Origin of the sequence: Streptomyces sp. NPDC091271 (assembly GCF_044757505.1) — a bacterium.
Taxonomy (GTDB): Bacteria; Actinomycetota; Actinomycetes; order Streptomycetales; family Streptomycetaceae; genus Streptomyces.
In genome coordinates, this window is the sequence record NZ_JBIVVD010000004.1 from 44,151 (window position 1) to 67,014 (window position 22,864).

Below are 22,864 nucleotides of genomic sequence, written 5' to 3' on the forward strand. Positions count from 1 at the left end.
GACCCAGCGATCGGCGGCTTCCGGGCTCAGGGCTTCCGCGGCGAAGCCAGGGTGTACCGCGTCTCCTCCGGGACGTGGGTCGTGTCCCGGCGTGCCAGCAGCCAGTACAGGGCTGCCGGGACCGCCAGGCCCACGATCCAGGAGATGTCCGCGCCGCCCAGCGGGTCCGCCAGCGGCCCCGTGTAGAAGTGCGTGACAAGGAACGGGAGCTGGGCGAGGATTCCCACCGCGTAGACGGCGAGGGCGTCCCAGCGCCAGGCGCCGTAGCGGCCCTCGGGGTCGGACAGCGCCGGTATGTCGTACCGCTCCCGTGAGATCAGGTAGTAGTCGACCAGGTTGATCGCCGACCACGGAGTGAAGAACGTCAGCAGGAACAGCAGGAAGTCCTTGAAGGACGTCAGGAAGCTGTCCTTGCCCAGGAGCGCCACCACCGTCCCGGCCACCATGATCAGTGCGATGTACGCGGTCCTGCCGCGCTGCGACAGCGTCTTCTGGCCGCGGAACCCGCTGACGCTGGTCACCATCGACATGAAGCCGCCGTAGGTGTTCAGCACGTTGATGGTCAGCTTGCCGAGCGCGATCACGAAGTACAGGAACGACGCGATCAGACCCGTGCCGCCCAGGCCGACCACGTAGCCGACCTGGTTCGCGAGGAACGCCTCGCCCGCGCTTGCCGCCACGAGCACGCCGAACGTCATCGACCACTGCGAGCCGACGGCCGATCCCGAAAGGGTCCACCAGAACGTGGTGCGCCCCGACGTCGTACGCGGCAGATAGCGCGAGTAGTCCGCGACGTACGGCCCGAAGGCGAGTTGCCAGGATGCCGAGAGCGACACCGCGAGCAGGAACATCGGCAGGTCGAAGTGCGCGTCCCCGAGCAGCGCCGACAGGTCCACACGATCCAGGAGGCGGATGCCCAGGTAGATGAACGCGAGCGCGCAGACCACGCTGGCCACCCGCCCCAGGACGTGGATCACCCGGTAGCCGACCGTCGCCGTCACGGCCGTGACGAGGGCGAAGACGACGATGCCGGTGGTGTCGTCCGTGTGCGTGAGCTCCGCGGTCGCCTGTCCGGCGAGGACACTGCCGCTCGCGAAGAAGCCCACATACATGAGGATGACCAGGAGGAGGGGGACGACCGCGCCGCGCACCCCGAACTGGGCGCGGGACTGGATCATCTGGGGCAGGCCGAGCTTCGGGCCCTGCGCGGAGTGCAGGGCCATGACGGTGCCGCCGAGGAGGTTGCCGAGCAGCAGGCCGACGACCGACCACACCACGTCACCGCCGAAGACGACGGCGAGTGCGCCCGTGACGACCGCGGTGATCTGGAGGTTGGCGCCGAGCCAGAGGGTGAACTGACTGAACGCTGTCCCGTGCCGTTCGTCGTCCGGGACGACGTCGATGGAGCGCCGCTCCACCAGGTCTTCAGCTGCCATGACTCGTGTACCTGGCCTCTCGGTGGTGGGTCCTGCCGCTCGGTCCGGCGGCTACTTCTTCTTGATCCCGTGCTCTGCCGCCCAGTCGTGCGCGACGTCCTCGGGGTCCTTCTTGTCCTTGTCCACCAGGCGGTTGAGCTCGGTGAGGTCCTCGGTCGTCAGCGCACCGCCGAGCCGGGCGAGTGCCTTGCGGACCGTCGAGTCGGCCTTGCGGTCGGCGATGAGCGGGACGACGTGCTGGCCGGGGACGAGGTTCTTCGGGTCGGTGAGGACGACCCAGCGCTCGGCGGCGATGTCGGTGTCCGTGGTGAAGAGGTTCGCCACGTCGACGTCGCCCTTCCTCAGGGCGCCCTTGACCAGGGGCCCGGAGGAGTCGAGGGACTTGAACTCCTTGAACTCCACGCCGTACACGTCCTTGAGGCCCACCGCGCCCACCGTGCGCTTCTTGACCTCGGGCGCCGCGCCGATGACGAGCTTGCCGTTGTGCTCGGCGAGGTCGGCCAGGGACTTGAGGCCGTACTTCTCGGCGGTCTCCCGGGTGACGACGAAGGCGTCGGAGTCCTCCGCCATGCCGTAGGGAAGGATCTGGAGGCCGCGCGGCAGGGCCATGGCGAGGGCGTTCTGCATCTCCCCCTCCTCCGTGGCCTTCGCCTCGGCGTCGAGGTAGTGCAGCAGGGCGCCCTGGTACTCGGGCAGGAGGTCGATGTCGCCGCCCTCGAGGGCGGGTATGAGGATCTCGCGGGTACCGAGGTTGGGGCGGACCGTGGTCTTCACGCCGGCCGCTTCGAGCGCCGCCGCGTAGAGATGACCCAGGACCTGGTTCTCGGTGAAGTTGGCGGTGCCGATGGTGACGCCGCCCTCGCTGGAGCCTCCGCCTCCGCCGCCGGATCCCTGCCCGTCGAGGGAGGTGATGCCGCCGCTGCAGGAGGCGAGGGCGGGGACGGAGGCGGCGGCGAAGAGCCCGCCGAGGAGAGTTCTGCGGTTCATCGTGCTTGCTCCTAGGCCGACTTGGCGGGTCGATTACGGAAAAGGACGCGCTGGAGCGCGGAGAGCGTGAGATCGAGTACGACGGCGACGACCGCCACGAGCACGGCGCCCCCGAGCACCTGCACGAGGTCGCGCTGGGCGAGCCCGTCGAAGACGTACCGGCCGAGCCCGCCGAAGGAGACGTACGCGGCGATGGTGGCCGTCGCGACGACCTGGATGAGCGCGAGCCGGAGCCCGGTCATGATCAGTGGGAGCGCGAGCGGCAGTTCGACCTGGAGGAGGACCTGGTGCCGGCGCATGCCCTGCCCGCGCGCCGCGTCCCGTACCTCGGGGTCGACGGCGGTCATGCCCGCATACGTGTTGGTGACGATGGAGGGCACGGCGAGCGCCACCAGCGCGATGTAGACGGGCCACATCGACAGGCCGCTGGCGAGGAAGACCAGCACGACCAGGCCGACGGTGGGCAGCGCCCGGCCGAAGCTGGAGAGGTTGATGGCGACGAACGCGCCGCGCCCGGTGTGACCGATGAGCAGGCCGACCGGCAGTGCGATGGCGGCGGCGACGAGGGTGGCGAGCAGCGAGTACTGGAGGTGCTCGGCGAGGCGGTGGCCGATGCCGTCCGCCCCGGCCCACTGTTCGCCGCTGACGAGCCAGGCGCCGAGATTCTTGAAGAGTTCGTACACGGGTCAGGCCCTCTGCTTCTGCCGGCGGGTCCAGGGGGTCAGGACGTACTGAAGGGCGACGAGAAGCGCGTCCGCGACGAGCGCGAGGAGCAGGGTCAGGACGACGCCGACGATCACGGGGGTGGGGAAGTTGCGCTGGAACCCGTCCGTGAAGAGCTGCCCGAGTCCGCCGTCGCCGATGTACGTGGCCACGGAGACGAGGGAGATGGCCATCACCGTCGCGATCCGCACACCCGCCATGATCACCGGGAGGGCGAGGGGCAGTTCGACCGTGAGCAGGGTGCGCAGCGGCCGGGAGCCCATGGCCTTCGCGGCTTCCTTCGTCCTGGCGGGGACGGAGTCCAGGCCTTCGACCGTGTTCCGCAGGAGCACGACGAGTGTGTAGATCGTCAGGCCGATGACGGTGGTGGTGCGGGTGAGACCGCTGACCGGCAGGAGGAGCACGAAGACGGCGATCGAGGGGATGGTGAACAGGACGTTCGACAGGCCGAGGAGGAGCCCGCGCAGCCGGCGTACCCGGTGCGCGACCACAGCCAGGGGGAGCGAGACGACCAGGCCGAGGAGTACGGCGGTGAGGGCGGCCTGGAGGTGGGAGAGGGCCAGGGTGGTGAGGTCACCGGTGTGGTCGGCTGTCCATGACCAGTCGAAGGTCATGCGACCACCGCGCTTGCCTCGCTGTGCACGTGCCCCGCGTGGTCGTGGATGTCCTCGCGGGACGTCACGCCGGTGAGGGCGCCCTCCGCGTCGACCCGGGCGACCAGGCCGCTCGGCGCGGCGATCGACTCGTTGAGAGCCGAGAGGAGCGAGTCCGTGTCCCGCAGGGGCCGCACCGGGGTCTCCGCATGTGTCTCGCTGTCGCGCCAGGCCAGCGGCTTCCGGGCGGGGTCGAGGGTCAGCTGCCAGCGGGAGTCCAGAGGCGCGGGCCCCTGGGGAACCCGCGCGAGCGTCGACAGGGACAGCAGCTTCAGGCCTCGCTCCGCGCCCAGGAAGTCCGCGACGAACTCGTCCGAGGGCCGGGCCAGGAGTTCGGCGGGGCTCGCGCACTGGACGAGGTGGCCGCCGGTCCGGAAGACGGCTATGCGGTCGCCGAGCCGTACGGCCTCGTCGATGTCATGCGTGACGAAGACGATGGTCTTGTTCAACTCTTTTTGAAGCCGCAGGAGTTCGTCCTGGAGCTGGGTGCGGACCACGGGGTCGACAGCGCCGAACGGCTCGTCCATCAGGAGCACCGGCGGGTCCGCGGCGAGCGCGCGGGCCACGCCGACCCTCTGCTGCTGGCCGCCGGAGAGCTGGTGCGGGTAACGCTTCCCCGTGTCGGCGGACAGGCCGACCGTCTCCAGGAGTTCCGCCGCCCGCGTCCGCGCCTTCCTGCTGCCCCAGCCGAGCAGCAGCGGCACGGTCGCGATGTTGTCCAGGACGGTGCGGTGGGGGAAGAGCCCGGACTGCTGGATGACGTAACCGATGGAACGGCGTAGCTCGGCGGCGTCCTGTTCCAGGACGTCCTTGCCGTTGACCCTGATCGTCCCGGAGGTCGGATCGACCATCCGGTTGATCATGCGGAGGGTCGTCGTCTTGCCGCAACCGGAAGATCCTACGAGGACGGTCACGCCCCCTTCCGGCATCTCAAGGGTGAGGTCGTGCACCGCGGTTGTGCCGTTCGGGAAGCGCTTGTGGACCTTGTCGAATTGGATCATGAGGAGTCCCTTGCCCGGCTGCATATCATCATGCAGAGTTCTCGGTGACTGAATAGGTTGTCAATAGCTGGTCGCCGCTCAGGCGTAAATCCCTGGTTACGAGTGGCCGTAAGGCAAGACCAGGCGCCTGATTGAGGAGGAATTACGAGTGATGTCGTCTCGTATGGTGAACACGGCGGTCGACGACAGCGGTGCGATCGTCGTCCTCGACGGCCGCGGACTGATGGTCGCAGATGTCGTACGCATGGCCGAATCCGCAGCGAAGCCCGTTCCCGCCGCGGAAGGGATGAAGCGTGTCGAGGCCTCCTGGGGCGCCGCACGGGAGATCGCTTCGTGGGGTCGCGTCTACGGTCGCTCCACCGGTGTGGGCGCTAACCGGAATGAGTCCGTGCCGACGGACGCCGCAGCCGACCACGGCCTGCGGCTGCTGCGCAGCCATGCCGGGGCGATCGGTGAGGAGCTCCCGGCACGGCAGGTCCGCGCCATGCTGGCGGTCCGGGCCAACCAGCTGCTCGCGGGTGGCGCCGGCCTGCGCCCCACCGTCGTCACGGCCCTCTGCGAGGCGCTGGGGACGGGCGCCTACCCGAAGGTCAACGAATTCGGCTCGGTCGGCACCGGCGACATCGCCGCGCTCGCGCAGATGGGCCTCGCGCTGGCGGGCGAACACCCCTGGCGGGGACCGGGGACGGCTCCCGACGCGCAGCCCCTCGACAACAACGACGCCCTCGCACTGATCAGCAGCAACGCCCTCACCCTCGGCCAGTCGGCGCTCGCGGTGCACGAGCTGCGTGGCCTGATCGCGGCCACACAGGTGGTGGCGGCGCTGTCCCTGATGGCGACCGACGGTTCGTACGAGGCGTACGCGCTGCCCGTGCACGAGGCGCGTCGGCACGCCGGTTCGTACGCCGTCGCGGAACGCATGCGCCTGCTGCTCGGCGCGCCCGACCGCCCCACGCCACCACTCGGCCGGATCCAGGACCCGTACGGCTTCCGCTGTGTGCCGCAGATCCACGGCCCCGCGCACGACGCGGCGGACGCGCTCGAAGACGTCCTCACGGTCGAGATCAACGCGGCGGCGGAGAATCCGCTGATCTCGGCGGACGACATGGCGGCCTACCACCACGGCGGCTTCTACCTCGCGCAACTCGCCCTGTCGCTGGATCACTTCAGGTTGGCCGTGTCACAGGTGGCGCGCCTGTCGACCTCGCGTCTCTCGACGCTCAACGAACCGGGGTTCACCCGCCTGCGGCCGTTCCTCGCGGACGGCGAGCCGGCGTCGTCCGGCGTGATGATCCTCGAATACGCGGCCGGGGCGGCGCTCGGCGACCTGCGGGCCTTCTCCGCGCCCGCGTCACTCGGTCACGCGGTGCTCTCGCGGGGCGTCGAGGAGCAGGCCAGCTTCGCCTCGCTGGCGGCGCGCCAGACGCTACGGGCATGCGAGGCGTACCGGCTCGTCGTGGGCTGCGAACTCGTCGCGGCCGTACGGGCGTTGCGGCAGCGCGACATGCGGCTCGACCCCGGACTGCCCGTCGGGCGCGCTTTCGAACTGGCGGACTCGGTGCTCGAGGCGGAGCTGGCGGACCGGCCGCTGACGGACGACGTGACCCGCGCGGCCGGGCTGCTCGACCGGTTCACCGAACTGTGGCTGGGCCTCGGGTCAGGGGGCGGAACGGCGTTCGACGGTCAGGGTGTGGTGAGGGGGATGCCCTGAGCGGCAGCCTCGGCGTATCCCCGGTCGATGCGACGCCCTTCTCCACCCTTGCAGGTTGTCACTAAGTGACATAGTGTCGTAGGGAGACGCAAGGGGAAAGGGTGACACCGACGCCATGACGACGACGAAGCGCAGCTCAGGGGGGATGAGCGAGCAGCGGCGTGCCCGGCTGCGGCTGGAGATCTCCCGTGAGGCTGCCCGCCTGTTCTGGGAGCACGGGGTGGCAGCCACCAGCGGTGACCAGATCGCCGAAGCCGTGGGTCTCTCGACGCGGACCATCTGGCGGCACTTCCGCAGCAAGGAGAGCTGTGCCGAGCCGATCGTCATGCAGGGGGTTGTCACCTTGATGACGGTGCTGCGCAGCTGGCCCCGACAGAGCTCTCTCGAGGATCACCTGGCCGCCGAGTTGGTCGGGCTCCGTCACGGGACGCCGCCCGTCGGCCTGGCCGACGAGATGCTCGCGATGAAGATGATCCGGCTCGCCGACACCGAGCCGGCGCTCCGTACGGCCTGGTTGATGGCCTGCGATCAGGTGGAGCGCCAGATGTGCGGCATCATCGGCGACCGCCTGGGCCGTCCGGCGGACGACCTCGAGGTGCGGCTGCACGCCGCGGCCACCGCGTCGGGCGTGCGGGTGCTGGACGAGCACATCGGTGCCGCCCTCCTCGCCGGCGCCGACCTCACGGAGTTCACCGACGTGGCGGCGGTCGCCCGGCAGTATGCCCATGCGATCCGCACGGCCACCAGCGGAGTCGTCGGCGACCCCGTCGTCTGAGGACATCGGGGCCGGAGAGGCCGAAGAAGCGCGTCGATGGGACCACGGCAAACGAGAAGGAGTGTCCTCATGTCCACCGTTCCGCCCGAGGCCCCGCACCTGACCGTCGAAGAGATCTTCGCCTCGCCCGTCCGCGCCGGCGCGTCGATCTCGCCGGACGGCACCAGAATCGCCTACCTGGCACCGTGGCGTGACCGGCTCAACGTGTGGGTGGAGGGCATCGACTCCGACGAGCGGGCGCGTTGCGTCACGGCCGACGACAACCGCAGTGTGCACGTCTACCACTGGACGGACGATCCGCGGTGGCTGCTCTACGAGCAGGACGGCGACGGGGACGAGCACTGGCACGTCTACCGCGTCGACCTGGAGAACCCGGAGGCCGAGGCGGTCGACCTCACCCCCTTCCCGGGGGCCACGGCCCTGGGCTTCGAGATGCGGGTCTCCCGCCCCGGCAAGGCGCTGGTGCAGCTGAACCACCGCGACCCGGTCGAATTCGACCTCTACGAAGCCGACATCGCCACGGCCGAGCTGACGATGCTGGCGCAGAACCCGGGCCGGCTCGCCGGGTTGACGCACACACCCGGCGGGGACCTGTACGCCCAGATCTGGACCTCCGACGGCGACATCGAGCTGGTGCAGCTGGACATCGGGACCGGAGAGCGGCGTCCGGTCGCCACCTTCGACGGTGCCGACCACCCGCTGGGCATCAACCCGTTCCAGTTCACCCCGGACGGCACCGGAGTGTGGGCGGGCTCCAACCGGGACAGCGACCGGACCCGCGTGGTCCGTCTGGATCTGGCCACCGGCGAGGAGTCCGAGGTCGACAGCCACCCCACCCTCGACGTCGACCCCCGTACCTCCGTCTTCCCCACCCTGCCTTCGCCCCTCATCCTCGACCGGCACACCGGAGAGCTGCTCGGGGTGCGCTATCTCGGCGAGCGCCAGGTGATCCACGCACTGGACGCCCAATTCGCCGCGGTTCTGAAGAAGCTGGAGCAGCTGTCGGAGGGGGACCTGTCCGCCGTGTCCTCCGACAGGAGCGGGCGGCGCTGGGTCGTCAGCTTCACCCACGACCGGGACCCCGGCGTCACCTACCTCTACGACCACTCGACAGGGGAGAGCCGCCTGCTCTTCCGGCCCTACCCGCACCTGGGCCCCGGAGTGCTGGCTCCGATGACACCGGTCACGATCACCTCACGCGACGGACTGGCGCTTCCCTCCTACCTGACGCTGCCCGTGGGGGCGGAGCCGGTCGGACTGCCGATGGTGCTGCTGGTCCACGGAGGCCCCTGGCATCGCGACAGCTGGAAGTTCGACCCCACCGCCCAGCTCCTGGCCAACCGCGGTTACGCGGTGCTGCAGGTCAACTTCCGGGGCTCGACCGGATACGGCAAGGCCTTCCTGAAGGCGGGCATCGGGGAACTGGCCGGGAAGATGCACGACGACCTCATCGACGCCGTCGACTGGGCCGTCGAGGAGGGGTACGCGGACCGGGACCGCGTCGCGGTCTTCGGAGGCTCCTACGGCGGCTACGCCACACTCGTCGGCGTCACCTTCACTCCCGACGTCTTCGCCGCCGCCGTCGACTTCTGCGGCATCTCCAATCTCGTGACCTTCCTGCGGACCGTACCGGAGTTCGCGAAGCCGCAACTCTTCAACAACTGGTACCTCTTCGCGGGAAACCCAGAAATCCCCGCGCAGGAAGCGGAGTTGTGGGCGCGCTCGCCCATCAGCCGGGTGGATCGGATCCGCACACCTCTCATGGTGGTCCAGGGCGGCAACGACGTCCGCGTCGTCAAGGCCGAGTCCGACCGGATCGTCGACGCTCTGCGGGCCCGCGGCGTCGAGGTCGAGTACATGGTCAAGGACAACGAGGGCCACGGCTTCGTGAACCCCGAGAACAACATCGACATGTACCGCATGGCCGACCGCTTCCTCGCCCGCCACCTGAGCCCCCGGGCCTGACCCCTCGGCCGCCGAGCCCGAGGTCCCGGCTCCGGACGTGACGCCCGGACCGCATGCCCCCACCGCGACCCCGAAGGACGAGACATGCGACTGACTCTGCCTCAGCGGCTCTATCTGCTCTGTTACACCGTGGACAAGGGCAAGTTCGAACTCACCGACCTCCAGGGCCGCGGTCAGCTGCTGCGCGCCGGTGCGCTCACCGAACTGGCCCTCGGCCGACTGCTCAGCGCCGAGGGAGGGAAGGTCGCACGAGACGGCGCCGAGCCGCAGGGCGATCCGTTCCTCGCCGAGGTGTGGAGCGATCTGCCCGAGAAGCGGAAGGGCTGGCTCTCGTTCGTGCACAACAAGGCTCACCGGGCCGAGAAGCCCGTCCGTGAGCAGCTCGCCGCAGTGGGCGCGATCACCGTCACGCACGAGAAGAGGCTGGGGATGATCGGCGTCGACCGGACCGCCGTCAACGACCCGCAGCAGGTTCTCGCCCTGCAGGAGAGGGTCCGTAAGACCGTGCTCGGCGGCCCCGATCCGACGGCGATCCCGGTGGACGAGCTGGCCATGGCGGTGCTGGCGGCCGAAGTCGAGGTGAGCAGCGTCTTCACCGGCAAGGAGCGCCGCGCGCACAAGCAGGTGTTCAAGGCGCTCGCAGCGCGGTACGACGGCGTCGTGCCCGGCCTGCGCAAGGCGCTGCGCGACTCGTACCTGTCGAGCAGGGCGGTCGGAGGCGGCTGGGGAGCGTGAGCTCGGGCCCCGCGCTGTCAGGGCAGCCCGGTCCACGCTGCCCGGCTTACGTGCGGCAGGTGCCGGCACGCTGAGCGCCATGGTGAGTTTCCGGTCCGGTACGGGGAGCTCGCGGGGGCGTCGCAGGTGGGCCTCGGGCAGCCGCCCCATTCCGCCGCCCCGCATCCATCGTGGCTGGATCTTGATGATTGTTAAGATCCAGCCATGGCGCAAGCGCACGTGGTGGCTGTACTGGCCTTCGATGGGATGGCGCCCTTCGAGCTGGGCGTGGTGGTGGAGGTCTTCGGCCTGCCCCGCCCCGAGCTGGGAGACCTGCCCTGGTACGAGCTGCGGGTGTGCGCCGAGGAACCCGGCCGGGATCTGCGGGCGGTCGGCGGGTTCACGCTGCGCGCCGAGCACGGGCTCGATGCGCTGACCACGGCGGACACGGTGATCGTGCCGGGGGTGGCCAAGGCCGGGGCGGACGTCTCGCCCGCCCTCGTGGAAGCGCTGCTGCGGGCCCATGCCCGGGGAGCGCGCATGGTGTCGATCTGTTCGGGGGCGTTCGCGCTGGCCGCGTCCGGCCTGCTGGAGGGGCGCCGCGCCGCCACCCACTGGCGCTATGCCCGCGCGCTCGCCGAGCGGCATCCCGGGATCGAGGTCGACCCGGACGTGCTGTACGTCGACAACGGCGATGTCCTCACCAGCGCGGGCAGCGCGGCCGGTATCGACCTGTGCCTCTACCTGGTCCGGGCCGATCACGGCGCGGCCGTGGCCAACACGGTCGCACGCCGCTTCGTCGTTCCGCCGCACCGCGAGGGCGGGCAGGCCCAGTTCATCGAGGCGGCGGTGGGAGAGATCGGTGCCGAGGACGACGGCGTCACGCGGAGCATGGACTGGGTGCTGCGCCATCTGCACACACCCCTGTCCGTGTCCGCCCTGGCCCGGGCTGCGTGCATGTCGGAACGCTCGTACTTGAGGCACTTCACCCGCCGCAACGGCGTGAGTCCCATGCGCTGGGTCATCGCCCAGCGGGTGGCCGCCAGTCTGCCGCTGCTCGAGTCCGGTGACGGCACCGTGGACGAGGTCGCAGCCGCGGTCGGCTTCGACAGCACCGGGACGTACCGGCACCACTTCACCCGTCAGATGCGCACGACGCCGACGGCCTACCGCAAGACGTTCACCCGCGTCCCGAGCACGCATGACGGGCACTCCGTACGACCGGCACGACTGGCGGAATCTTGATGGCTGGAGGCGTATACGCCACTCGTGGGCCGGGCTCAGGGATCGGAAGATGGAGCCATCGCCGGCCGGGGATACCCGGCACGGCCCACCGGCCCTCCCGACCAGCAGGAACAAGAGGCACTCCATGTCCGCCACCGCTCCCGCCGAGATCACCAGCGCAGTCCTGAGCGTGCCCGCCGCCGCCCCGTCCGAGGGCGCCGCCCACTACGCCGCCCGCCTCGCCTTCGAGGCGGATGTCTCCGACGTCCACGCCGATCTGGCATCCGGCGCCCACGGGGTCGTGGTGGTCGACACCCGCAGTGATGCCGCCTGGGACCAGGGACACATCCCTGGCGCCCTCCACATGCCCACCGCACAGATTGCCGACCTGGCACCGCAGCTGATCGACCCGGCCAAGACCGTGGTCACCTACTGCTGGGGCCCCGGCTGCAACGGCGCGACCCGCGCGGCGCTGGCCTTCGCCCGCCTCGGCTACCGGGTCAAGGAAATGCTCGGCGGCTTCGAGTACTGGGCACGCGAGGGCTTCGCCTACGACTCCGCCGCCGGCTCCGAGCAGCGCCCTGTCGACGATCTCACCGCCCCACGCTCGGGCATCTCCTGCGCCTGCTGAAGGACACCGCACGGCCGGACCGGCTCCTGTCCGCCGAAGCCGCCTGCACGACCGGCGCTGTCCTGCGCGTCGCCGTGGTGAGGCCGGCCGGCCTCGGCCCCGGAACGGGCGGGGATCAGTGCTCGGTTGCCGCGTGCTGTAGTTGAGCGGTGTTTCCCCGACGGTCGATCTGTATCCACTAGTCGACGATGCGTCCGTGCTCGACGCGATAGACTGCACTGGTCATCGCCGTGACCGGTGCGCCGGCCGGCGGACAGCGATTCGCCGGGCCGACGTGCCGCCCCTCTTGGATCCAGCGGGCGTGGACCCGATCGAAGGGTGGAGTCCCGAGCGCACTTGCAGAAGGAATTGGCGGACAGGGTCCATGGTCTTGCTCATGGGTGGAGGCGTCCTTCGAGTGCGACGACGCTGCTGAGGCAGGACACACATACGGCATCCGCCGGACCGGCCCAGCGAGCCGAGGACCAGGCGGCTTCGGGGCCCGGCTCAGCTGTCCAGGGAATCCACGTACGGAGACAGCTTGGCGGGGTTCATCACCCACATGATGTGTTCGATGCCCCGCGCGGACACGTCGATGGACAGGAGCGCCACCGCTTCCCCGCCGGCCGAGACAAGGACGGCCGGCCTGCCGTTCGCCTCGACCCAGCGGGTGTCCGCTTCGGGCCAGAATCGTGGGGCGAAGGCGGCAAGGTACTTGGAGACGTGCGTGCGGCCCATGACCGGGATCCTGGAGGCCCCGCGCACTCCTCCTCCGTCGGAGTAGCTGACGACGTCCGCCGTGAGCACGTCCTCGAGCACCGACAGGCTGCCCGTCCGCGCCGCGGCCAGGAACACGTGCAGCAGCCGCCGGTGCTCGTCGGGGCCGACGGGCTCCCTGCGTTCCGCCGACAGGTGCTTCCGAGCGCGGCTCACCAGCTGGCGCGTATTGGCCTCACTCGTCCCCAGGATGTCCGCGATGCGTCCGTACGGATAATCGAAGGCCTCCCTCAGCACGTAGGCAGCCCGTTCGACGGGGTTCAGCTTCTCCAGGAGGAACAGAACGGCCAGGTCGAGCGCCTCGGCCCGCTCCGCGCCCAGCTGCGGATCCGCACTCGTGTCGACCGGCTCGGGAAGCCAGGGCCCGGTGTAGGACTCACGGCGGATCCTGGCGGACCGGGCGAGGTTGATCGCCAGACGGGTGGTGACCGTAGCGAGAAAGGCCGCCGGTTCGCGGATCTCGGTGCGGTCGGCCTTCTGCCACCGCAGCCATGCCTCCTGGACGATGTCCTCGGCTTCCGCGGCACTGCCGAGGACGCGGTACGCGATGCCGAAGAGCTGAGGACGTGCTCCTGTGAACTCCCTGGTCGCGCGGTCGAGGTCCAGGGAATCCGGGTCATCCGCCGAGCGCATGGGCATCCTCCAACTCTGCCGCGCCGTGCCACAAGTCGTCGCGCCGGGCCGCGGCCGTCAGCAGAGCTGGCCCGGGGGAGCCGCCGCGGTGGCCCTCAGCAGGTCGCGCACCAGGTCGTCGAAGTCGATGCTTGCGGGCCTGCGGAACCTCAGACAGCCCTTGCCCATGTCCTGCCCGGCCAGCCGCTCCTCGAACGCCTCCCTGACGTCGCTCCGCATGAGGTAGAGGGAGATGTACTGCTTCTGACTGGCGAAGGCGATCTCCGCGGTGCCGCCCCGCCCGTACGCGGGCATGCCGTACGCCATGACCTCGTCGAATCCCTCGAGCTCCGCACCGCACAACTGCCGCAGTCTGCCCAGGGCGTCCTTGCGTTCCTCAGGAACCTCGGCCAGGTACCCGTCGACGTCTTCCGCCGTGCTCCTCACCATGAGCCGAGCTTACTCCGGCCGGCAGACGCTGATCCTGACGGCGGGACCGTCCCCCGCCGGGCGGAGCCGGCGGGGGACGGTCCCGTACGGACCGGGCAGGTCAGCCGAACTGGCCGGGCTGGTAGTCGCCGGCGGGCTGCTGATTGATGACGTTGATGCGGTTGTAGGCGTTGATGACGGCGATGAGGGAGATCAAGGCGATCAGCTGGTCCTCGTCGAAGTGCTTGGCGGCGTCCGCCCAGGCCTCGTCGGTGACGCCGCCTGCCGCGTCGGCGATGCGGGTGCCCTGCTCCGCGAGTTCCAGGGCCGCGCGCTCGGCCTCGGTGAAGACCTTTGCCTCCCGCCAGGCGGCCACCAGGTTGAGACGCTGCACGGTCTCCCCGGCGTGCGCGGCGTCCTTGGTGTGCATGTCGGTGCAGAAGCCGCAGCCGTTGATCTGACTGGCGCGAATCTTCACCAGCTCTTGGACCGCGTGGGGAAGCGTCGAGTCCGCCACCGTCTTGTTGGCCGAGTTGATGTGTTTCAGCACCTTGCCCGCGAGGGGGTGGCCGAAGTAGTTGAGGCGTGATTCCACGATGGGTCTCCTAGCCGTGTTGCGGATACACACAGCTGACCGGGAAGACCCCCGAAGTGTGACAGGACGCGGGGTGTGACGTGCGTCTCTCCTCAGCGCGCCGCCAGCCAGTCCGCGTACCGGGTGGGGGCGAGCGCGGCGTCGTCCTTGCCGGTGAGGACGTCTCCGTGAACCACGGCGAACATGCCGGCGGCGTCGTCCGTGGTGACCGTCAGGCTGTCCGAACGGGCCGCGAGAGTGATCCTCCCGAGCTCGTCGAGAGGGAAGACCTCGGGGCCCGCGATGTTGTGGATGCCCTGCAGCGGAGCGCCCACGGCGACGTCGGCGACCGCGTCGGCCACGTCCTGGGCGGCGATCGGCTGGATCGGGGTGACGGGCAGCCGGACGGTGTCACCGTCGGCCGTCCAGCTCATGACGGAGTCAATGAACTCCATGAACTGTGTGGCGCGGACGATGGAGTACGGGATCGGCCCCGCTACGAGGATCTCCTCCTGGAGAGCCTTCGCACGGTAGTAGTCCAGTTCGGGTACCTGGTCCACGCCGACGATGGACAGTACGACGAAGTGGCGCACCGCGGCCTTCTGCCCGGCGCTCAGCAGATTGTCCATCGACTGCCGGAAGAAGGCCGGTGCGGCCTCGTCGAAGGTCGGGGAGTTGGTCAGGTTGACCATGGCGTCGGCGCCGGTCAACGCCTTCTCCAGGCCCTCGCCCGTGACGACGTCCACGCCCGTGGACTTCGAGTGCGGCACCGCCTCGTGCCCGTCGGCCTTCAGCTTCCTGACGACCTTCGATCCGATCAGCCCCGTGCCGCCGATCACTGCGATCCTCATGACGGGCCCTTCTGCCGGAGGACGTTCTCGCACCTGCTGCGATTCACCGATTCACCGATCCACTGAAGCACGCCCGCCTCCGGACCGCACTCGCTGACCCCCGGCCGTCATGGCCACACTCCCGATGCGCAGGGGCGAGGTGGTGTTACCCGGGACGATGTCGTAGTCGGCCAGCGCGTCCTGATCCCTCAGCCGCCCGTCCCGGTAGATCCTGGTGTGCCCCGGAGGCTCGGCGGGGCCGTCCAGTCGACCGGGCGGATTGCAGGCGTAACCGGAGATGCGGTTGGCGCGCCCCTCGGTGTTGTCCGCGGAGTGGACACGCGCGACCCGTTCGCACTGGTTGACCCTGGCGTAGGTGAGCTTGCCCAGCCAGTGGACGTGGCCGGACCCCCCGGGTCGGGGGAGCACCAGTACGTCCGGGCGTAGCCAGGCCTCGATGGTCGGTGCTCCCGTGGTGGAGACCGACAGGACGTCGCTGTCCGGGACTTCGATGTACTGGTCGGTGGTGCTGTCGAACAGGGTGGCCGGGGCGCCGTTGGGCAGATGCGTGTGGCCGGGGGAGCCGTGGTACTCGCCCGTCGCGCGGTGGCGCCGGGCACGATCGGGGCGACCGGCCGGAACCGATCGCGGATACGCAGGATTGGCCCATGCTCTTCGCGCCCAAGTGGCTCTCGGTACTGGGCATGTACGGTCATAGAGTCGTGCTCATGACCAAGAACAGGACCACCTTCCCCCCGGTGCTCACCCGCCACGCCGACGCCGAGACCTGCGTCGACCCGAGCAGCACGATGCGGCTGCTCGGCGAGGGTCGCCACACGGACGGGGGTTTCACGAGCTACCGGTCGACCTTCGCCGAAGGCGCTGTGGGGGCGCCCGCCCACTTCCACACCAAGGCGACGGAACTGTTCTTCGTGCTCGGCGGTGCCCTGTGCGTGCTCGTAGGCGAAGAGGTGACTGTCCTGCGGGAAGGGGACTTCCTGTCAGTACCGCCCCACACCCCGCACGCGTTCGCCGCTGCCCCCGGCTTCACGGCGGACGTCCTGTTCGTGTTCGACCGGCACATGGACCGCTTCGCGTACCTGCGTCTGCTCGGCAGGGTCATGCGAGGGGAGGCGGACCCGAAGGAGATTGCCGAGTCGGCCGAGCGCTTCGACAACCACTACGTGGAAAGTGCCGCCTGGCGGGACGCGCTGAAGGTCGGGTGAGTACGGCCGGTGCGACCGGGAAGGCGGAGGTGCATGCGTGCGCCGCAGACCATCGGGTGGTCGGCAGCGCACGGGGTAACCGAGCAAAAGAAGGAGTTGTTCCTCCATGTCCTCCTCCCTCGTGGAAACCGTCGACATCAAGGCGCCGGTCAGCGTTACCTGGGCTCTGTGGAGCGATGTGACGCAGTGGCCGAAGTTCCTGAGCCACGTGCGACGGGTGGATCCGATGGACGAGCGCCGGTTCTCCTGGCAGTTGTCCCTGCCGGGCGCCGACAAGGGCTTCGTGGCGGAGCTCACCGAGGTCGTCCCGCAGGACCGGATCGCCTGGAAGACGATCGAGGGGGTGCACCACGCGGGCGTGGTCACCTTCCACCGGCTCGACGAGACCTCCAGCCGGGTCGCCCTGCAGATCGAGTACGACCCCAGCGGGTTCGTCGAGCACTTGGGCGCACTGACCAATCTCGACTCGGCACTGGCCAACTACGACCTGGGCGAGTTCCAGAAGCTGGCCGAGGCCACGGCCGCGGGCGACGGCCCTCGGGGGGTGTGACCACGGCCCTCGTGGCATCCCCGCAGACGGGAACCGCCCGGGCGCACCTCCGTGGTGCGCGCGGGCGGTTCTTGTCCGTCGCTGTCGCGGGCCCGACAAGGCGTCAGCGTCGAGACGGAGCGGAGGAATCCGGCCGACCGGCCACCACCTGTCCACCATCGGTGCCGGTGTCCGTGCCCGGTTCGTGCGGTGCCTCGTCCTTCGGGCGGTGCCCTGCCGCCCGCTCGCGCGCCTCAGCCGACTGGCGTGCGGTACGCAGCGGCGACTGGGTCCACTCGGCGAACCACCAGACGCCGGCCACCACGCACGCCCACATGAGGCCGCCCAGCACGGCGCTCGGCCACGGCGCCCGCTCTGCCCAACGCTCCACGCCGGTCAGCACCAACCAGCCGATGAGCAGCACGGTCACAACTCGTACACGCCTATATCTGAACATCTCCGCCCGGTACCCGGTCGGCGAGCGGGTACGCAGGGTGACCCCGAAAGATTCCCGCCGGTCACGGCCACCGCCCTCGGTCTCTTTCCGTGCCCTCTGTCTCTTCCCGTGGAACGGGGGTTGTCGGCAGCGGCCGGAGCGGGTGGGATGATCGCATGAAGCAAGCGCTTTCATCGCTCTCCGCCGAACCCCTGGCATCCTTCGACCACCTGGATCACCGCTACCGCGGCGAGAACCCGGTCCGCACCCTCGGCCATCTCTTCCGCCCCGACCGCGGCAAGCTGGTCCTCGCGGTCGCCATCTTCGTCGTGAAGCACAGCCCCATCTGGCTGCTGCCACTGATCACCGCGACCGTCCTCGACGTGGTCGTCCAGCACGGTCCCGAATCGGGGATCTGGAAGTCCACCGGAGTCCTGCTGTTCATCCTCGTGATCAACTACCCGCTCCATCAGTGGTACGTGCGGTTGCTCGGAGGCAGCATCCGCCGTATGGGCACCACCCTGCGCTCGGCGCTCTGCCGCCGTATGCAGCAGCTCTCCGTCGGCTATCACGCGCGGGTCAGTTCGAGCGTCCTCCAGGCCAAGGTGGTCCGCGACGTCGAAGCAGTGGAGCAGATGGTCCAGCAAAGCTCCGACATGGGCCTCGGCGCCGTCGTCACGCTGATCGGCGGACTCGTCGTCATCGGCGTACGGGTGCCCGAGTTCCTGCCCCTCTTCCTCGTCGTGGTCCCCGCGGCCGGCTTCCTCGTGATGAAACTGCGCAGCCGGCTGCGCAGCCACAACGAGTCGTTCCGCCGCGAGGTCGAACATCTCTCCTCCCGTGTCGGGGAGATGACCACCCTGATTCCCATCACCCGCGCCCACGGACTGGAGCGGACCGCGCTCGGCCGGGTCGACGGGTCGCTGCGCCAGGTGTTCGCGGCCGGGCTGCGTCTGGACATGATCAACGGCCGTTTCGGATCGCTGGCCTGGGTTATCCTCAACACGCTCGGTGTCCTGTGTCTTTCGGGATCGGCCCTGGTCGCCTACCACGGCTGGATGCCCGTCACCGCCGGCGACGTGGTGATGCTCAGCGCCTTCTTCACCGTGCTGACCGGCTCCGTGACGACCCTGCTGGGCCTGGCTCCGGTCCTCACCAAGGGCCTGGAGTCGGTGCGTTCGGCAGGTGAGGTGCTGCAGGCACCCGACCTGGAGAACAACGCCGGCAAGGCGCGGGTCGAGAGCGTCGTCGGCCGCATCGACTTCCAGGACGCCGGATTCGCCTACGAGGACGGGGAGCCGGCGGTCGACGGGTTCACCCTCTCCGCACGGCCGGGCGAAACCATCGCGCTCGTCGGGGCCTCGGGTGCGGGCAAGTCCACGGTGCTCAACCTGCTCATCGGGTTCATCAGGCCCACCTCGGGCCGCATCCTGCTGGACGGGACCGACATGGCCGGACTCGATCTGCGGACCTACCGGCGCTTCCTTTCGGTGGTGCCCCAGGAGTCGATCCTCTTCGAAGGCAGCATCCGCGACAACGTCACGTACGGCATGGGGGACACGGACGAGGAGATGCTGATGCGCGCCCTCCGGGACGCCAACGCGCTGGAGTTCGTGCGCGGTCTGCCGCGCGGCCTGGACACGGTCATCGGGGAGCGCGGCGCGCAGCTGTCGGGCGGGCAGAAGCAGCGGCTCGCGATCGCCAGGGCGCTGATCCGCGATCCGAGGGTGCTGGTGCTCGACGAGGCGACGTCGGCGCTCGACAACCGTTCCGAAGCACTCGTGCAGGAGGCGCTCGCCAGGCTCGTGGACGGCCGGACCGTCTTCGTCGTCGCCCACCGGCTCTCCACCATCCAGGGCGCGGACCGCATCGTGGCCATGGAGGGCGGGAGGATCGCCGAGGTGGGGACGCACGAGGAGCTGCTGGGCACGGCCGGTGTGTACGCGGGGCTCCAGCCCGCCCACCCGAGGTGATGTGCCATGTCATGACCTCGCGCGGGGAGACCCGGCTTGATAGGCAAGTCGATACTTGCCTATGGTGGTGGCATGGCGGAGGATGTCTTCAAGGCCCTGGCCGACCCCACCCGTCGGCGCATTCTCGACGAGCTGGTGAACCGCGACGGCCAGACCCTGTTCGAGATCTGCGCGCGGCTGGTGACCAAGTACGGTCTCGGGCTGTCCCGCCAGGCGGTCAGCCAGCATCTGGCCGTGCTGGAATCCGCGGGTCTGGTCCTTGTGCGCCGCCAGGGCCGCTACAAGTTCCACGACCTGAACACCGAACCTCTTGAGCACATCGTGACCCGGTGGCTCAGGCCCGACACGCCGGAGAGCACCGCATGAAGATCCACCTGTCCAGCGTCTTCGTCGATGACCAGGAAAAGGCCCTGCGCTTCTACACGGATGTGCTGGGCTTCGTGAAGAAGGCCGACGTTCCGCTCGGGGCCGACCGATGGCTGACCGTCGTCTCGCCGGAGGCCCCCGACGGGACCGAACTGCTGCTGGAGCCCGACGGCCACCCCGCGGCGAAGCCGTACAAGGACGCGCTCGTCAAGGACGGGATTCCGGCCACCTCCTTCGCCGTGGACGACGTGCACGCGGAGTTCGACCGGCTGCGCGGGCTCGGCGTGCGCTTCACCCAGGACCCGCTGGAGATGGGCCCGGTCACCACGGCGGTTCTGGACGACACCTGCGGCAACCTGATCCAGATCGTGCACAGCGCGCAGTAGACCGGCGGCGGACGTCGGCGGGCCATCCGCCCGGGTCCGCCGTCGGCACGCGTACGAAGGAGCGGTGAGCCCCCGGAACGCCCGGGCCCACCGCTCCTTCGCGCGTACGGGGCCCTCGGTGCGCCCGCCCGCGCGCATTCGTACACGAGGCCGATGTGCGGCCACCCGTGCGGAGTTGGGGGTGGACGGATTCGGCTGCCCGTGCGAGGCGTCATACCAGAGCGGGACGCCTGGCGGGCAACTTCGACAACTGCACATCGAGCACGGGCGATTGACGACTACCGTGTGTGGCCGGTGATCAACGGTGGGCTCATATCGGTCGAGCCTGCCCCGACCGTTGACCCGGGCCTGACCGACCACCGTAGGTGTCACCACACGAATGCCGATTCCTGGTGCCCCACGTACCGAGGACGATGATGTCTCAACTTCGCGCACCCAACGCGCGACCGGAACGCCGCGAAGGTGGACGGCACGGCCGTCCGGGTGGCCGTCCGCACTCGGCCGCGAGCCGGCCGCGCGCCGCGCAGCCCGTTCCCGACAGCCGGCTGCGACCACAGCTGCTGCGCACCGCCCTCCTGCCGACCGTGGCCGCCGTGCTCAGCGGAGCGGCGGCCGTCATCTTCACCATCCGGGCCTCCGGGGTGCGCCCCTCCGGCAGCCTCCTGGCGGCGCTCGGAGGATCCGGGGCACTCGCTGTGGCGGCCATGGCCGCTGCCTTCCTCGGCTCCGGCCGCGTCGCCTCCGGGGTCCTCGACCGCGCTCTGGCACTCCGGCGCACCGGCGCCCGGCACCAGGCCGAACTCCAGCGCGTCGTGGAACAGCTGCGCGACGGTGAACCCCTGCCCGCCCGTCGGCCCACACCGGCCGCGGCCGACGACGCGGACGCCTTCGACCTCCTCGCCCAGGAGATGGGCCGCTCGCAGGACGAGGCGGTGGCGGCCGTCGTCCAGGCCTCGCAGCTGTTCCGCAGCAACGGGAACGAACAGAAGGTCGAGGTCTTCGTCAACCTCGCCCGCCGGCTGCAGTCCCTCGTGCACCGGGAGATCCAGATCCTCGACGAGCTGGAGCACGAGGTCGAGGACCCCGACCTGCTCAAGGGCCTCTTCCACGTGGACCACCTCGCCACCCGCATCCGCAGGCACGCCGAGAACCTCGCCGTGCTCGGCGGCGCGGTCTCACGGCGGCAGTGGAGCAACCCCGTGACCATGACCGAAGTGCTGCGCTCGGCGATCGCCGAGGTCGAGCAGTACCCACGGGTCAAGCTGGTCCCGCCGATCGACGGCACCCTGCGCGGACACGCGGTGGCCGACGTGATCCACCTCCTCGCCGAGCTCGTCGAGAACGCCACGGTGTTCTCCGCCCCGCACACCCAGGTCCTGCTGCGCGCCCAGCGCGTCACCGCCGGGCTGGCCCTGGAGGTGGAGGACCGCGGACTCGGCATGCCCGGCCCCGAGCAGAAGCGGATGAACACCCTGCTCGCCGATCCCGACCAGGTCAACGTCGCCCATCTGCTGCAGGACGGGCGGATCGGACTGTTCGTCGTCGCCTCCCTGGCCCGGAGGCACGGCATCGCCGTGCGGCTGCAGAGCAACATCTACGGGGGCACCCAGGCGGTGCTCGTGCTGCCCGAGATCCTCCTGGGCATCGACATCGACGCCACGACGCCGGCCGGGGCGACAACGGCTCCGCCGTCAGGAACGCACGACTCATCGCCCGTAGCCCCGCCGCAGCCGGCGGTCCAGCCCACGCTGCGGCTGGACCGGGCGCAGGGGGCGGGGCCGCCGCTGCCCCTGCGTGCCGAGCGGGTCGACCGCCCGAACCTGGCGGCGTCCCCGTCGGGCGTCGGGTCCGTCGACACGGCCCAGCCCCCGCCGTCCGCCGAGCCCGCGCCGCAGGCAGGGCAGGATCCCGCGGCCGTGCCTGCCTCGTCGGCCGTGCCTGCCTCGTCGGCCGTGACCGCCTCGTCGGCCGTGACCGCCTCCTCGGCCGTGACCGCCTCGTCGGTCGTGCCCGCCCCGTCCGATGGGTCCGTCGCATTCGTCCGGGCTGCCATGGACACCGGCGTCCCCGCCGAGGCGCTCCCGGCTCCCGCGGCCGCCCCGGACCGCCCCCAGCTCCCCAGGCGGAGCAACCAGGAGCATCTGGTCCCGCAGCTCAGGGAGGCCCCGGTACCGCGCGCCGAGGACGGGAACGCCCTGCACGACCCCGGCCTGATGGCGGCATTCCGGCGTGGGGTCGACCTCGCGGAGGCTCAGACCGCCGGGGAACCGGAACCGTCGGACGCATACGCCGCACCGGGCGCCGAGCCCGCTGCCCCCGGCCCCGCCGTGACCGTCGGGGCCCAGCGTTCCCACGGCCTCGCCCCGCTGCCGTTCCGCAGCACCGCGACCACCGCGACAGCCGGTACCGAGCGGGTGGACCCGGGGCACCGGGATCCGCAGACGCCCGAACCGGACCCACGCACCGAGAACATGTTCAAGGAGTAGATGCCATGACGAGCGAAATGCCGTCCGGTCAGGTCTCGGACCTCGACTGGCTGTTGAGCGGCCTGGTCCAACGCGTGCCCTACACGCGCAGCGCCGTTCTCCTCTCGGCGGACGGCCTGGTGAAATCCGTACACGGCATGGACGCCGACAGCGCCGATCACATGGCCGCCCTGGCCGCCGGCCTGTACTCACTCGGCCGAAGCGCCGGTGCCAGATTCGGTGACAACGGCGACGTGCGGCAGGTCGTGGTCGAGCTCGACTCGACGCTCCTGTTCGTCTCCACCGCCGGATCCGGCACCTGTCTCGCCGTCCTCGCCGGCCGCGAGGCGGATGCCGCCGTACTGGGGTACGAGATGGCCATGCTGGTCAAGAGCGTGCGCCCCTACCTGATGACGCCGCTCCGGCAGCCGGCCGGAGCGCCGTTCACCCCGGGGCTGTGAG

At 70.0% G+C, this 22,864-nt stretch carries 24 protein-coding genes; 13 read left to right on the plus strand and 11 right to left on the minus strand.

Annotation, left to right across the window (positions count from 1 at the left end):
* Nucleotides 1-26 precede the first annotated feature (26 nt).
* The 5 genes from ACIQM3_RS16690 to ACIQM3_RS16710 are packed head-to-tail and all read right to left on the minus strand — an operon-like array spanning nt 27 to nt 4,824.
* Nucleotides 27-1,436: a purine-cytosine permease family protein gene (locus ACIQM3_RS16690; RefSeq protein ID WP_401624463.1), complete on the minus strand. Its 1,410-nt coding sequence runs from the start codon at nt 1,434-1,436 to the stop codon at nt 27-29.
* A gap of 51 nt (nt 1,437-1,487) precedes the next feature.
* Complete coding sequence (locus ACIQM3_RS16695; RefSeq protein ID WP_401624465.1) at nt 1,488-2,423, minus strand: ABC transporter substrate-binding protein; 936 nt, start codon at nt 2,421-2,423, stop codon at nt 1,488-1,490.
* Between the two features lie 11 nt (nt 2,424-2,434).
* Complete coding sequence (locus ACIQM3_RS16700) at nt 2,435-3,106, minus strand: ABC transporter permease (RefSeq protein ID WP_401624467.1); 672 nt, start codon at nt 3,104-3,106, stop codon at nt 2,435-2,437.
* A gap of 3 nt (nt 3,107-3,109) precedes the next feature.
* Complete coding sequence (locus tag ACIQM3_RS16705; protein ID WP_401624469.1) at nt 3,110-3,760, minus strand: ABC transporter permease; 651 nt, start codon at nt 3,758-3,760, stop codon at nt 3,110-3,112.
* Nucleotides 3,757-4,824: an ABC transporter ATP-binding protein gene (locus ACIQM3_RS16710; protein ID WP_401624471.1), complete on the minus strand. Its 1,068-nt coding sequence runs from the start codon at nt 4,822-4,824 to the stop codon at nt 3,757-3,759. The genes ACIQM3_RS16705 and ACIQM3_RS16710 overlap by 4 nt, the downstream gene beginning before the upstream one ends.
* 127 nt (nt 4,825-4,951) lie before the next feature.
* Here ACIQM3_RS16710 and ACIQM3_RS16715 point away from each other — a divergent pair, with 127 nt between their 5' ends.
* From ACIQM3_RS16715 to ACIQM3_RS16740, 6 genes are all read left to right on the plus strand, one after another.
* The gene (locus ACIQM3_RS16715; protein WP_401624473.1) at nt 4,952-6,511 is read left to right on the plus strand and encodes an aromatic amino acid ammonia-lyase; all 1,560 of its coding nucleotides are present in this window, start codon (nt 4,952-4,954) and stop codon (nt 6,509-6,511) included.
* 115 nt (nt 6,512-6,626) lie between these two features.
* Nucleotides 6,627-7,286: a TetR/AcrR family transcriptional regulator gene (locus ACIQM3_RS16720; RefSeq protein WP_401624475.1), complete on the plus strand. Its 660-nt coding sequence runs from the start codon at nt 6,627-6,629 to the stop codon at nt 7,284-7,286.
* A gap of 69 nt (nt 7,287-7,355) precedes the next feature.
* The gene (locus tag ACIQM3_RS16725; RefSeq protein ID WP_401624477.1) at nt 7,356-9,251 is read left to right on the plus strand and encodes an alpha/beta fold hydrolase; all 1,896 of its coding nucleotides are present in this window, start codon (nt 7,356-7,358) and stop codon (nt 9,249-9,251) included.
* Nucleotides 9,252-9,335: 84 nt separating this feature from the next.
* On the plus strand, nt 9,336-9,986 hold the full coding sequence (locus tag ACIQM3_RS16730) for a GPP34 family phosphoprotein (RefSeq protein ID WP_401624478.1): 651 nt from the start codon (nt 9,336-9,338) through the stop codon (nt 9,984-9,986).
* Nucleotides 9,987-10,190: 204 nt separating this feature from the next.
* Nucleotides 10,191-11,210, plus strand: coding sequence for a helix-turn-helix domain-containing protein (locus ACIQM3_RS16735; RefSeq protein ID WP_401624480.1), 1,020 nt, complete (start codon nt 10,191-10,193; stop codon nt 11,208-11,210).
* A gap of 124 nt (nt 11,211-11,334) precedes the next feature.
* Complete coding sequence (locus ACIQM3_RS16740) at nt 11,335-11,820, plus strand: rhodanese-like domain-containing protein (RefSeq protein ID WP_401624482.1); 486 nt, start codon at nt 11,335-11,337, stop codon at nt 11,818-11,820.
* Between the two features lie 486 nt (nt 11,821-12,306).
* On the opposite strand, the gene ACIQM3_RS16745 is transcribed toward ACIQM3_RS16740, so the two are convergent.
* From ACIQM3_RS16745 to ACIQM3_RS16765, 5 genes are all read right to left on the minus strand, one after another.
* On the minus strand, nt 12,307-13,209 hold the full coding sequence (locus tag ACIQM3_RS16745; protein ID WP_401624484.1) for an RNA polymerase sigma-70 factor: 903 nt from the start codon (nt 13,207-13,209) through the stop codon (nt 12,307-12,309).
* 57 nt (nt 13,210-13,266) lie between these two features.
* On the minus strand, nt 13,267-13,638 hold the full coding sequence (locus ACIQM3_RS16750) for an iron chaperone (protein ID WP_401624486.1): 372 nt from the start codon (nt 13,636-13,638) through the stop codon (nt 13,267-13,269).
* 100 nt (nt 13,639-13,738) lie between these two features.
* Complete coding sequence (locus ACIQM3_RS16755; RefSeq protein WP_401624488.1) at nt 13,739-14,212, minus strand: carboxymuconolactone decarboxylase family protein; 474 nt, start codon at nt 14,210-14,212, stop codon at nt 13,739-13,741.
* A gap of 92 nt (nt 14,213-14,304) precedes the next feature.
* Nucleotides 14,305-15,042, minus strand: coding sequence for an SDR family oxidoreductase (locus tag ACIQM3_RS16760; protein WP_401624490.1), 738 nt, complete (start codon nt 15,040-15,042; stop codon nt 14,305-14,307).
* Between the two features lie 51 nt (nt 15,043-15,093).
* Complete coding sequence (locus ACIQM3_RS16765; protein WP_401624492.1) at nt 15,094-15,450, minus strand: hypothetical protein; 357 nt, start codon at nt 15,448-15,450, stop codon at nt 15,094-15,096.
* 299 nt (nt 15,451-15,749) lie between these two features.
* Here ACIQM3_RS16765 and ACIQM3_RS16770 point away from each other — a divergent pair, with 299 nt between their 5' ends.
* Nucleotides 15,750-16,247, plus strand: coding sequence for a cupin domain-containing protein (locus tag ACIQM3_RS16770; protein WP_401626421.1), 498 nt, complete (start codon nt 15,750-15,752; stop codon nt 16,245-16,247).
* Nucleotides 16,248-16,353: 106 nt separating this feature from the next.
* Nucleotides 16,354-16,797 (plus strand): SRPBCC family protein, encoded by a 444-nt coding sequence (locus ACIQM3_RS16775; RefSeq protein ID WP_401624494.1) that lies wholly within the window; start codon nt 16,354-16,356, stop codon nt 16,795-16,797.
* A 103-nt stretch (nt 16,798-16,900) separates the two neighbouring features.
* Here the strand turns inward: ACIQM3_RS16775 and ACIQM3_RS16780 are convergent, their stop codons facing one another.
* A complete protein-coding gene (locus tag ACIQM3_RS16780; RefSeq protein ID WP_401624496.1) occupies nt 16,901-17,206 on the minus strand; it encodes a hypothetical protein in 306 nt (101 codons plus the stop codon).
* A gap of 182 nt (nt 17,207-17,388) precedes the next feature.
* On the opposite strand from ACIQM3_RS16780, the gene ACIQM3_RS16785 reads away from it, so the two are divergent.
* The 5 genes from ACIQM3_RS16785 (at nt 17,389) to ACIQM3_RS16805 (ending at nt 22,863) form a co-directional block, all read left to right on the plus strand.
* Nucleotides 17,389-19,185: an ABC transporter ATP-binding protein gene (locus ACIQM3_RS16785; RefSeq protein ID WP_401624498.1), complete on the plus strand. Its 1,797-nt coding sequence runs from the start codon at nt 17,389-17,391 to the stop codon at nt 19,183-19,185.
* Between the two features lie 72 nt (nt 19,186-19,257).
* Entirely contained in the window at nt 19,258-19,551 is a 294-nt protein-coding gene (locus tag ACIQM3_RS16790) for an ArsR/SmtB family transcription factor (protein WP_401624500.1), read from the plus strand.
* Nucleotides 19,548-19,937 carry a VOC family protein gene (locus tag ACIQM3_RS16795; RefSeq protein ID WP_401624502.1) on the plus strand — a complete coding sequence of 130 codons (390 nt, stop codon included), beginning with the start codon at nt 19,548-19,550 and terminating at the stop codon, nt 19,935-19,937. The genes ACIQM3_RS16790 and ACIQM3_RS16795 overlap by 4 nt, the downstream gene beginning before the upstream one ends.
* 416 nt (nt 19,938-20,353) lie before the next feature.
* Entirely contained in the window at nt 20,354-22,423 is a 2,070-nt protein-coding gene (locus tag ACIQM3_RS16800) for a sensor histidine kinase (protein ID WP_401624504.1), read from the plus strand.
* 5 nt (nt 22,424-22,428) lie between these two features.
* A complete protein-coding gene (locus ACIQM3_RS16805) occupies nt 22,429-22,863 on the plus strand; it encodes a roadblock/LC7 domain-containing protein (protein ID WP_014152748.1) in 435 nt (144 codons plus the stop codon).
* Nucleotide 22,864 lies beyond the last annotated feature (1 nt).